The organism is Pseudomonas sp. DSP3-2-3 (assembly GCF_049898225.1).
In the GTDB taxonomy this organism is placed as follows: domain Bacteria; phylum Pseudomonadota; class Gammaproteobacteria; order Pseudomonadales; family Pseudomonadaceae; genus Aquipseudomonas.
Genome location: NZ_JAFCXH010000057.1, coordinates 1 through 11,118, shown reverse-complemented (window position 1 = coordinate 11,118; position 11,118 = coordinate 1). Strand labels below are relative to the sequence as shown.

The window sequence follows — 11,118 nt, the reverse complement described above, 5'->3', positions numbered from 1 at the left end:
GGGACTTCAGACTAACAATGCAAACCTGCGTCGCTGCGCTCCGACTGCCCGGCCGGATGAGCGTGGAACGGGTGGCCGGATGTTGGTGGACTGGGTGGCCAGATGGCGTGGAATGCGCACAAATCTACATACTTCACTGATTCGCTGGCGATCCGCAGGATATTCTGCACGCTGACGACGGCCGCTCTTACCAGGGATACCTGAGGGCTTCTTGGATCGAATTTCTTGAACGCGTCGAGCAGCGGGATAAACTGATCAATCAGCGTTTTGTCTTCCATTATTGACATGGCGGCGTTGAGGGTCTGCTTATGTTGAGCGTATCGGTCGCGCCTGGCCACGGCTTCATTCATGTCCGCTTGTAGTATCTCAAGTTGCTGATCCATACTGGCTTGCAGGTCCGGTATATTGCCCGTGCTAAAGGCGCGCACATTGTCGAGGCGCGTCGAAAGAAGGTTGTATTGTTCGCGCGTCTGGTTGAGTGCATCGTCGAGATAACTGCGGACTTCTGCTGTATGTTGCGGTGGGACCGCCTCAGGCTGCGCTGCCTCCGTGATCAACAACCTCAATGCAGTTTGTATGGCACGAATCTGTAATGACGCAGGCAGCAACGCAAGGGTTGATGTGGCTTGGTAGTCCGCTTCATTAATATCGGTAGCCAGCTGCCGCACCTTTTCCTGAAGCGTCGGGAGATAGATGTCGTCAAGGTCAAGCACGTGAGATTTTATACTGTCTCTGCATGAGCGAATTGTTTCAAGGTCGAGCTGAATAGGGTCAAATGTGGTAGGCATAGTAATAGGTCTCTAAGTTTTAGTGATGAAGGGTGTGATGAATTAAAATAAAATGGATCAAGGTTCTTCTGCGGAATACTCAAATGCACTTTTCAGTAGCTCGGTTTTTGATTTCACGTCCTGCCAGTTCGAAATCATATTGGTAAGTCGTGAAACAAGTAGAGTCAGCAGGGTTGCGTTGCCGGTGTCTTTAAAACGCCTGACCGCACTCATGATGTGCCTGGTTATAGATTCCCATAACACTTCCAGATTTGTAGCGCCGCCGAGTGCACCATCAATACGCAGAGAAAGATCTTGCAAGCTGATTTCAAAGGTCATGAGGGAGCCGGCCACTTGGTTAGACTTCAACTGTTTGCTCAAAGGCTCTTTCTTTGCGATCAGCAGTTCAATATTGTTCGTGACGCGTTCCGCCTCGGGTCCATAAATACTTTTGGTGATCGCGTAGCCGACGAGGCCCCCCAATACGCTGATCCAGATGTATCTGGAGTAGGTATCATAACTACGCTGCTGCTCTGCAATCTGGGCGTTTAGCGATTCGATTTTTTCATTTATGTCGCTCAGATCCATATTTTCCGCAGCGGTCAGGCAAAGCCGGCGTTTCAGTGCGATCTTGTTGGCAAGAGCGATCAATTCATACTTGTAATCGGTGATCCTTCCCTTGATGTTTACTGCCTGGTTTTTCTGCTCATCGATAAGGTTTTTCAATTCATTGATAAAGCTATACAACGTCAAGATTTTCTTGTCGTCGCTGGCGAGCAGGGGTGAGTGGGGGAGGGAGTCAAGTGGCGCATTCTCATAGTCACCTAATACGCCATCAGTGTAGCTGTCAAAACTCTGGATATATTTAATGACATCCTCACCGACACTTTTCAGGTCGCCAGCGAACACGTCAAGACCCGCGCTCACCTCTTTCATGTTTATTTCAAGGTAAGGCCATAGCTCAGCAGTTTTCTGGGTGTCACCGTACAGTTTCAGAATGTCCACTGGCTCAAGTCCAGGGATGCCGCTTTCGTCGTAGCCGAGTAAATATTTGACTTGGTCCAGGCGTTGTGGAAGCTGATTTGCGTGGGCAGCAAAGCTTCTAAGCGCCTGCATATCTTTGGCAGTTGCCAAAACCCCCGGTGCGCGGGTGACTTCCGGGCTGGAGCTTGAGACAACTTGAATGAAGCCTGTGGTGATTTCATTCATCAGGCTTTGCGATATCTCTGTCTTTACAGGTGTCATGTCTATTCCTTGAGTCATGATTGGGCGTTATTGAATGAGGCGTATGTATTGCATGACTGTTACGAAAGTTAGCAGCTGTTTTGAATGGCTGTCAGCTTATTAGTTTGATTGAGTGTGTAGGAAAAGTGGCCGCTGGAGTCGGATATTGTACCGCTGAGCAATTCAATGGTTGTTTTGCGTTGTGTCGGTAAAATGTTAGTGCTTCATTGTCGGTTAAATAAGTAAGCTGCTGCCGCCTGCAAAATGTAATCATTAACGTCAAGAGTATACGGATAACAGGAACTCAATCTGGCTGCTCTCTATTGAAGGATGAGTAAAATGCTCACACCCGATGAATTTACCGTCGAAAGACTCAACGAAATAAGTACGCACTATATAAATACCCGCGCCCGGCGCGAAACTTCAGCAGGCCGTGCGCCGGGCCTGCTCGTGACCGATACGGATGTCAGAGCAATCAAACGCTATGTCGCGTCTGCGCTTGAGTTGCCTTGCGAACTCGCGCAGGTGAAGACATTCCTCGGTTATGAAGTGGCCGGCGTCGCCGGGCTTGAACCCACGGAAATGCAGAGCCTGCACCAGTCAGTCAAACGTCACGCTCACGGCTGGCCCGATATCGAGAGTGGCATGAAAACGGTTGGCTCGGACCTTGTGGTGTTTTCCGATGCGTTGAAAAGCAGCGGGCAGACGCTGATTACTTTTATCGAAGGCCTGGAAGGTTTCCAGAGCGCGATAGGCGTGGTCGGTGATGTCGATGCGGTTGATATTGCGAATTACCCGCGCATGGACTTGACCGCGCGCGATAAAAGCCGCGCGCCGACGCTGCTCGCACTGGTCGAGGACATGCGCATCGTCATTCGCGACTGCAGCCGCACTACTACGCAAGTCAGTACCGGTATTAGTTCGTTCAAGACTGAACTGAAAACCCGTATCGCGCCTGCGGTCGGCTTGACACTGACGCTGATGCAGCGCCATCGCAAGGACAGTGCCCTGATCGAACTGAATCTGGAGCTGGACGATCTCAATCGCCAGATCCAGCAGCAAGCCGACAGCTTCGAAGATTTCCTTGAGCGCCAGTGGAGTCTGCTGTTGTTCGCCGGGAGCTTGTTCATTCCCGGCGCCGAGGCTTCGCCGCAAACGCAACTGGAAGCGCTGCTGGCGCGCAAGCGCGAGGTGCAAAATGAAATTCGCCATAACCATGCGCTGATCGCCGCGCTGCTCAGCTTGCAAACCGATGTTCAGGATCTGGGTGTGCGCATGAGTGCCGCCGCTTCGGGTGCTTCCAATCTGGAAAGCCTCTGGATACAGGTCCTGGCATACGTCGACGGTTCAGCCCGGCGCCTCAGTCATATGGACGATGCTGTTTATCTAGTGGTTTTTGTCGCTCGACTTCGGGCGATGATCCAGTGCTGGATCGAGATCAGGAAACACAGTCAGGATCTACTGAGCGCCTTTGACAATGCGGTCGCGGAGGTGGAGCAATGACCGTGAGCAATGAGGTGTTGCCTGCACAAATGCTTGATGCGTGTCCGTTGCCGGCGATCGAAACGCTTGAGAAACACCGCCGTGACATGACCCGGCTGGCCAGCACTCCCGGTGATCTGTACTGGCCGTCCTTGAGGCAGCAATTGCAGGCATTACTGGAAAAGGTGAATGCCGTGGACACGGCTGCCATAAGGCTGATGATCGGAGTCGACGCAGGCCTCAGCAATATCGACATTGCCCCTTATCAGCAGGCCATTCTCGCGCTGGACAAGCCCCAGCGCACAACCGAGGAAAACGCCGCTTTCCTGCAATACCAGGAGGAAGTTGCCAATCTGTTGCTGGATGCATCTGCTTCAGCCAGAACCTACGTCCACGCTCTGGATGCGAGCCTCCTGTCCCTTGAAATGTCATCCATTGATGATGTCCGAGCGCCGGTAGCTGAGTTGCAGACTCGGCTTGAAACGGCTACCGGCGCAGAAGCGCAACGAGTTCGGGATTGCCTCGACGAGTTTCGCGGGATTCTGGAAGTGGATCAGTCCAAAGCCGGCTATGTGCACGAAATCAGCAAGGTGGTTTTTGCGGTGAATCATTTTTTCGACGACGTGCTGGAAGGCAGTCCGGACGTCATCCGACGAACTGACGACTTCCTGCACCATGCAGACGAACTGGTCGATTACCTGCGAGAACTGCGCGGCATCTGGCACAGCTGAACGGCTGATTTATCGGGCTGACGTTTCGAGTGCGTGCAGCTGGGCCCGATCGGTTGCATCGCCCAACTCTGCGGCCCGGCGATGGTAAGCCAGGGCCAACGCGCTGATTCGCGGGTTGGTCGAGGACAACAGGACTGCACGGCTCACGCGCAGGAAATTCAGGTTGCCGTTTTCCAGGGCCAGTTGCAGCCAGGCAAGCGCTTCATCAGTCATGCCGTGATCAGCCAGCACGGCGGCATGGCTGAACTGCCCACGAAAGTCGCCGCCTTCTGCAGAGCGGCGATACCAGTCGTAGGCGGCGGCCACGTCTTGTGGGCAGAACAGACCATCTTCCAGATACCGGCCTAGCAGATTCATGGATTTGGCGTGGCCCATTTGCGCGGCGTCGCGGTAACACTGCAACGCGCGTTGCTGGTTCTGAACGACGCCGCGCCCGGTGGCCAGCAGGTTGGCCAGGTTGTAGAGGCTCCAGTCCAGGCCTGCCTTGGCGGCCAGCTCGTAATGGCCTGCGGCCTTGGCAGCATCGGCGCTGCAACCCCAGCCATGCTCAAAGCAGCGGCCCAGCATGTTGCGCGCCATCAAGTGACCCTTGCGAGCAGCGATTTCGAACCAGACCAGCGCCAGTTGCGGATCGCGTTCGATGCCTTTGCCATCCAGCAGGATCTGCCCCAGCAATGCCTGAGCGTCGACGATGTTATCTGCCGCCGCGCCGATGATCGCCTGGGCGGCCTTGGCCGGATGTTCGGCGAGCATCGCGCGCAGTTGGTCGCCGTCGAGTTCTTCCTTGCGTTGCAGATTCCAGCTCATGGGTCAGACCTCGACCCAGCGGCGCAGCAGGTTGTGATAGGTACCGGTCAGCTGGATCAGTGACGGATGGTCGGGCACGTCCTGGGTCAGTTTCTGGATCGCGTTATCCATCTCGAACAGCAACGTGCGCTGGCTGTCTTCGCGCACCAGGCTTTGCGTCCAGAAGAACGACGCGTAACGGGCGCCGCGTGTAACCGCGTTGACTTTGTGCAGGCTCGTGCCGGGATACAGCACCATGTCGCCGGCTGGCAGCTTGACGCGCTGCACGCCATAAGTGTCCTGGATTTCCAGCTCGCCGCCGTCGTATTCCTCCGGATCGCTGAAAAACAACGTGCTCGACAAATCGGTGCGCACTCGTTCGATGCTGCCTTTGGACTGGCGCACGGCATTGTCGATATGGAAATCAAAACTGCCGCCCGCGGTGTAGCAGTTCAGCAGCGGCGCAAAGACTTTGTGGGGCAGCGCTGCCGACATGAACAGCGGGTTGGCCCACAAGCGTTCGAGCATCGCGGTGCCGATTTCCAGCGCCAGCGGGTGGCCTTCGGGCAGCTGCAGGTTGTGCTTGGCCTTGGCCGATTGATAACCGGCGGTGATTTTGCCGTCGGCCCAATCTGTCGCTTCCAGTGCCTTGCGGATGCGCGCCACTTCGTCGCGGTCGAACAAGCCGGGGATGTGTAGAAGCATGGCGCAGCACCGTGAGCAGGAGAGGTGGCGAATGGTAGTGATTCTTATTGACTGTGTAAAACCCTGAACGGCGGCCTACGTCAATGAAGATGAAAATTTCGTAAATTCCAAATGTAAAGAATGTAAGTTTTTCGCGAATAGTAATGTATCTCAATTGCTACAAATACTTGTTTACCCTATATTCCGCCGCCTCAACTCCTTGGGGAAGGAATCAACATGTCGCGTCAATCACCACAATCCACTGCTATTCAGCCACGTTCACTCGCTTCGGCAGTGGGCGTTGCCATTGCTGCAATGTCGGCCGGCCATATGGCCCACGCCGCTGAAAGCAGCGATGAGAAAGCCATCTCGCTGGGCGCAACCAGCATCAATGGCGAGCAGGACGCGAGCTACAAGACCGAAGAATCCGCCTCCAGGAAGTACACCGCGCCACTGCGCGAGACGCCAAAAAGCGTCACGGTGATCCCGCAACAAGTGATTCGCGACACCGCCGCCACCAGCCTGGCTGATGCGCTGCGCACCACGCCGGGCATCACGTTTGGTGCAGGCGAGGGCGGCAACCCGAACGCTGACCGTCCGATCATTCGCGGCTTCAACGCCGAAAGCGACGTATTCATCGACGGCATGCGTGACGTTGCCGCGCAAAGCCGGGAAATCTTCAACGTTGAATCGGTAGAAATCAGCAAAGGGCCAGGCTCGGCGTTCACCGGTGCCGGTTCCACGGGCGGCAGCCTGAACCTGATCACCAAGGGCGCTCACCTGGGTAACGCCTATAACGGCGGCTACACCTTTGGCTCCGACCAGACCCAACGCTACACCGCTGACTTGAACCAGCAGCTCACCGACACCTCGGCGTTCCGTCTGAACCTGATGAAGCACGATGCCAACGTTGCCGGTCGCGATAACGTCGACGTCAGCCGCTGGGGCGTGGCGCCGTCGTTCGCGTTTGGCCTGGGCACTGATACACGCGTCAAGCTCGATTACTACCACCTGGAAACTGACGACATGCCGGATTACGGCATCCCGTTGACCTCCACCACCGGTCGCAGCAAATACATTGTCGACAAGCCGGCTCACGTCAACGAAAGCAATTTCTATGGCCTGACCGACCGCGACTATCGCAAGAGCAAGAACGACAGCGGCACGTTCCGGACCGAGCACGACCTGAACGACAACCTGACCCTGTCCAACAGCTTCCGCATGTCGCGTTCGACCCTGGACTACATCGTTACCAACCCGGATGACAGCCGTGGCAACGTCGCCAACGGCACGCTGTCGCGTTCGGCCAAGAGCCGCAATTCGACCTCCAGCGGCTTCGTCAACCAGACCGATTTGAGCGCCAGGTTTGACACCGGCTTTATCAATCACAGCCTGGTAACCGGCGTCGAGTTCTCGTATCAGGACACCCACAACCGCAATTACAACGTACTCAACGCAGCGGGCGGCACCATCCCGAGCATTTGCTCGGCAGCGCTGCTTCGCTCCGGCGACTGCACCAGCCTGTACAACCCGACGCCGAAAGACGCGTGGAACGGCACCATCACTGACAGCCTGGCGTACACCGATACCGACACCAAAACCAGTGCTGCTTATGTGTTCGATACCCTGAAGTTCAACGAGCAATGGTCCCTGAACCTGGGCTTGCGTTATGACGACTACGAGGTCAAGTCCAGCGGCTTCGCCAATGCAGGTCGCAACACTGTTGCTGGCAACTTCAAGCGCGAAAACACCAGCCAGCTGTGGAACTATCAGGTGGGTCTGGTCTTCAAGCCGCTGCCGAACGGCACGGTTTACGCGGCCTGGTCGACTTCCAGCAACCCGTCCGGCGAAACCAGCGGTAACGGCGGCCTGGAAATTTCCGCGGCTAACAACGATCTTGAACCGGAAAAGAACCGTAACTACGAGTTGGGCACCAAGTGGGACTTCTTCGGCGATGACCTGTCGTTGACCGCCGCGTTGTTCCGCACCGAAAAAACCAACGCGCGGATCACCGACCCGGACAACACCACGTTCCAGGTGCTGGATGGCGAGCAGCGTGTCGACGGCTTCGAGTTCACCTACACCGGCAAGATCACCAGCAAGTGGAAGGTTTACGGCGGCTACACCTACATGGAGAGCGAGCTGGTCAAGACCACGCTGGCAGCGGACGAAGGCAATCACATGCCGAGCACGCCGCGTAACAGCTTCAACCTCTGGTCGACCTATGAGTTGATTCCGAAGCTGACCATCGGCGGCGGCGCAACCTTCATCGATTCGCGTTTTGGCAACGAAGCCAACTCGGTCGAGGTGCCTTCCTACTGGCGTTACGATGCCATGGCGAGCTACGCCCTGACCAAGAACGTCGACCTGCAATTGAACGTGCAAAACCTGACCGACAAACGTTATTACGATCAGGTGTTCACCACTCACTACGCGCACATGGCCGCTGGTCGTACCGCCTTGATGAGCGCCAACTTCCACTTCTGATCTGAAAGGAAAGCGAAGCCCTGCTGACCGTTTTGGTTGGCGGGGCTTTTGGTTGTGTGGGGGGACCGAAGACGGCCGCGCCGCAGTGATTTCTGTGGGAGCAAGCTTGCTTGCGAAGGCGATTAGTCTGCCGCCAGAAATGTGTGGGGTTGGACTATTCGCGAGCAAGCTCGCTCCCACAGGTCACCATCGAATTGTGAAGCACACAGCAAATGAGAACGTCTTCCGTTTGGCGCATACTGCGCGGCGCAGCGGATGAATGAGAACGAGGTAGCACGGGTGTTGAAGAAAGTCCTGTTTCAAGTCCACTGGTTTTTCGGAATCACGGCCGGTCTGGTGCTGGCCCTGATGGGGATCACCGGGGCGATCTATTCCTTCGAGGATGAAATCCTTGAGTGGACCAACCCCGATGCCTTGTACGTCGAACAGCGTGGCGAACAGTTGCCGCCGGTTGAGCTGGTGCGCAAGCTGGAGTCCACCACCGGGCTGATCGTCGCGATCCTGCGGGTTGAAACCGTCGGCAATAAAGCCGCGCAAGTGTATTTCACCCCGGCGCCGGGCGAGCGACGCGGGCCGATGCGCAATTTCGATCCATACACCGGCGACCTCAAGCCCGACGCCACTGGTGCGGGTTTTTTCGATTTCGTCCTCAAGCTGCACCGCTTTCTCGCGATGGGCGAATACGGCAAGCAAGTCACTGCCGCCTGTACGCTGATTCTGGTGTTCTTCTGCTTGTCCGGCCTGTACCTGCGCTGGCCGCGCAAAGCCCTGAACTGGCGAGTCTGGCTGACCCTGGACTGGGCGAAGAAAGGCCGCAGTTTCAACTGGGACTTACACTCGGTGTTCGGCACCTGGTGCCTGGTGTTTTACCTGTTGTTCGCGATTACCGGCCTGACCTGGTCCTATGACTGGGTCAAGGATGGCATGACCCGTTTGCTCGGTGACGCGCCTGCGGGCGAGCAGCACAAAGGTGGCGGCGGTGGCCGTCCCGGTGGCAAAAGCGCGCCGCAAGGTCCGCTGCCGACCGTCGATTATGTCGCGGTGTGGAACAGCATCAAGACCGCAGCCGGCCCGGATCTGGCCGGCTACAACATTCGCCTGCCCAACGTCGCGGGCCAGCAGGCGACGATTTTCTACCTGCTCAAAGACTCGCCGCACCCGCGCGCGCTGAACACCATCACTCTCGATCCGGCTAACGGCAAAGTCAGCGAAGTATCCCGCTATGCGGAAAAAAGCCTCGGCGGCCAATTGCTGATCAGCAATTACGCGCTGCACGTGGGCAGTTACTTCGGCATTGTCGGGCGGATCATCATGACCGCTGCGGCGTTGATGATGCCGCTGTTCTTTATTACCGGCTGGCTGCTGTATCTGGATCGTCGACGCAAGAAGAAAGAAGTGCGTAATGCGCGTGGGGCCGTTTCAGTCGCTCCGGCTGCTACTGACGCGCCAGCATGGCTGATCGGCTTTGCCAGTCAGAGCGGCTTTGCCGAACAGCTGGCGTGGCAGACCGCCGGGCAATTGCAGGCCGCCGGCATGCCGGTCAAGGTGCAGCGTTTGGCGGATGTAACCGAGCGGGATTTGAGCCAGAGCCAGAACGCATTGTTTGTGGTCAGCACGTTTGGCGATGGCGAAGCGCCGGACAGCGCCCGGGGTTTCGAGCGTAAGTTGCTGGGCAGTCAGATGGCGCTGGGCAATCTGAATTACGCAGTGCTTGGCCTGGGTGATCGGCAGTACCAGCATTTCTGTGCATTTGCCCGCCGCCTGCATGACTGGCTTGCCGAGCGCGGCGGCAATACGCTGTTCGCATCGGTCGAGGTGGACAGCGCCGATCCCGCCGCCTTGCAGCAATGGCAGCAACAGTTGGGGCATTTGACCGGCAGCACGCCTTCCACGTTGTGGCAGGCGCCAAGCTATGACAACTGGACACTGTGCCAGCGCGAGCATCTGAATCCTGGCAGCAGCGGTTCGAAAGTATTCTTGCTGGGCCTGACACCACCGCCTTCCGTGAACTGGGCAGCCGGAGATCTGGTAGAGATCCTGCCGCGCAACAGCCATGCGGCGATCCAGCACTTCCTCGGTGGTCTGGGCATCGCGGGTGACACTTCAGTCAAGGTCGGCGATCTGGCAGAAAGCATCGAAATTGCCCTGGCCAGCCGCCAACTGCCGCAACATCGCGCGCATCTGGTCGGGCTGCACGCGCAGGCGTTGATTGATGCCCTGGTGCCGCTGGCCATGCGCGAATACTCCATCGCGTCGATTGCGCAGGATGGTGTGCTGGAACTGATCGTACGTCAGGAACTGCATCCCGATGGCAGCCTTGGCCTGGGTTCCGGCTGGCTGACTGAACATGTCGCAGTGGGTGAAGCGGTCAGCCTAAGGGTTCGGCGTAACAGCAGCTTCCATCTGCCGGATGATCCACGCCCGGTGATTTTGCTGGGTAACGGCACGGGGTTGGCGGGGCTGCGCAGCTTGCTCAAGGGACGAATTGCTCAAGGCCAGACGCGTAACTGGCTGCTGTTTGGCGAGCGCAATGTGGCGCATGACTTCTATTGCGGGGATCAGTTGCAAGCGTGGCTGGCATCCGGCGAGCTGGCGCGTCTGGATCTGGCGTTCTCCCGGGATCAGGCCGAGAAAGTCTATGTGCAGGATCGCTTGCTTGAGGCGGCAGATGAACTGCGGCTTTGGCTGACGGACGGTGCGGCGATTTATATCTGTGGCAGCCTGGAAGGCATGGCAGCGGGCGTCGACGCGGCGTTGATCGAGATTCTCGGCGCGCAAGCGGTGGAGGCATTGATCGAGCAGGGGCGTTATAGAAGGGATGTTTACTGAATAAAGGCTCGTTGGAGATTCTATGTTCGTGAGCAACCCCCAGACATGAAGTTTGGGGTGTACTCCGTTTGGTTTTTCATTAGGGCGAACATGACCCGCGCGAGCTTTCGGGCGAGGACTACCAGCGC

8 protein-coding genes and 1 pseudogene are annotated in these 11,118 nt (G+C 57.0%); 4 read left to right on the top strand and 5 right to left on the bottom strand.

All coding sequences use genetic code 11. The features are described 5' to 3' along the window. Window positions 1-11 precede the first annotated feature (11 nt). Together ACP7E4_RS29880 and ACP7E4_RS29875 are read right to left on the bottom strand one after the other, a co-directional pair. Window positions 12-713, bottom strand: coding sequence for a hypothetical protein (locus ACP7E4_RS29880; protein WP_426119813.1), 702 nt, complete (start codon window positions 711-713; stop codon window positions 12-14). A 132-nt stretch (window positions 714-845) separates the two neighbouring features. Then, a complete protein-coding gene (locus ACP7E4_RS29875) occupies window positions 846-2,012 on the bottom strand; it encodes an alpha-xenorhabdolysin family binary toxin subunit A (RefSeq protein WP_426119811.1) in 1,167 nt (388 codons plus the stop codon). 318 nt (window positions 2,013-2,330) lie between these two features. Here ACP7E4_RS29875 and ACP7E4_RS29870 point away from each other — a divergent pair, with 318 nt between their 5' ends. Together ACP7E4_RS29870 and ACP7E4_RS29865 are read left to right on the top strand one after the other, a co-directional pair. Next, window positions 2,331-3,494: an alpha-xenorhabdolysin family binary toxin subunit A gene (locus ACP7E4_RS29870; RefSeq protein WP_426119809.1), complete on the top strand. Its 1,164-nt coding sequence runs from the start codon at window positions 2,331-2,333 to the stop codon at window positions 3,492-3,494. After that, a complete protein-coding gene (locus ACP7E4_RS29865) occupies window positions 3,491-4,204 on the top strand; it encodes a hypothetical protein (protein ID WP_426119808.1) in 714 nt (237 codons plus the stop codon). The genes ACP7E4_RS29870 and ACP7E4_RS29865 overlap by 4 nt, the downstream gene beginning before the upstream one ends. Before the next feature lie 9 nt (window positions 4,205-4,213). Here the strand turns inward: ACP7E4_RS29865 and ACP7E4_RS29860 are convergent, their stop codons facing one another. Further along, entirely contained in the window at window positions 4,214-5,011 is a 798-nt protein-coding gene (locus ACP7E4_RS29860; RefSeq protein WP_426119807.1) for a tetratricopeptide repeat protein, read from the bottom strand. 3 nt (window positions 5,012-5,014) lie between these two features. Then, on the bottom strand, window positions 5,015-5,695 hold the full coding sequence (locus ACP7E4_RS29855; protein WP_426119806.1) for a Fe2+-dependent dioxygenase: 681 nt from the start codon (window positions 5,693-5,695) through the stop codon (window positions 5,015-5,017). A gap of 216 nt (window positions 5,696-5,911) precedes the next feature. Here ACP7E4_RS29855 and ACP7E4_RS29850 point away from each other — a divergent pair, with 216 nt between their 5' ends. Together ACP7E4_RS29850 and ACP7E4_RS29845 are read left to right on the top strand one after the other, a co-directional pair. Next, entirely contained in the window at window positions 5,912-8,161 is a 2,250-nt protein-coding gene (locus ACP7E4_RS29850; RefSeq protein WP_426119805.1) for a TonB-dependent receptor, read from the top strand. A gap of 282 nt (window positions 8,162-8,443) precedes the next feature. Then, entirely contained in the window at window positions 8,444-10,990 is a 2,547-nt protein-coding gene (locus ACP7E4_RS29845; RefSeq protein ID WP_426119814.1) for a PepSY domain-containing protein, read from the top strand. 20 nt (window positions 10,991-11,010) lie between these two features. On the opposite strand, the pseudogene ACP7E4_RS29840 reads toward ACP7E4_RS29845, so the two are convergent. After that, window positions 11,011-11,118, bottom strand: a pseudogene (locus ACP7E4_RS29840) (IS110 family transposase); the annotation flags it as partial.

Coding starts and splice junctions, on each gene's coding strand:
- ACP7E4_RS29875 (WP_426119811.1), bottom strand. CDS start 2,012: ATGACACCTGTAAAGACAGAGATATCGCAAAGCCTGATGAATGAAATC.
- ACP7E4_RS29870 (WP_426119809.1), top strand. CDS start 2,331: ATGCTCACACCCGATGAATTTACCGTCGAAAGACTCAACGAAATAAGT.
- ACP7E4_RS29865 (WP_426119808.1), top strand. CDS start 3,491: ATGACCGTGAGCAATGAGGTGTTGCCTGCACAAATGCTTGATGCGTGT.
- ACP7E4_RS29860 (WP_426119807.1), bottom strand. CDS start 5,011: ATGAGCTGGAATCTGCAACGCAAGGAAGAACTCGACGGCGACCAACTG.
- ACP7E4_RS29855 (WP_426119806.1), bottom strand. CDS start 5,695: ATGCTTCTACACATCCCCGGCTTGTTCGACCGCGACGAAGTGGCGCGC.
- ACP7E4_RS29850 (WP_426119805.1), top strand. CDS start 5,912: ATGTCGCGTCAATCACCACAATCCACTGCTATTCAGCCACGTTCACTC.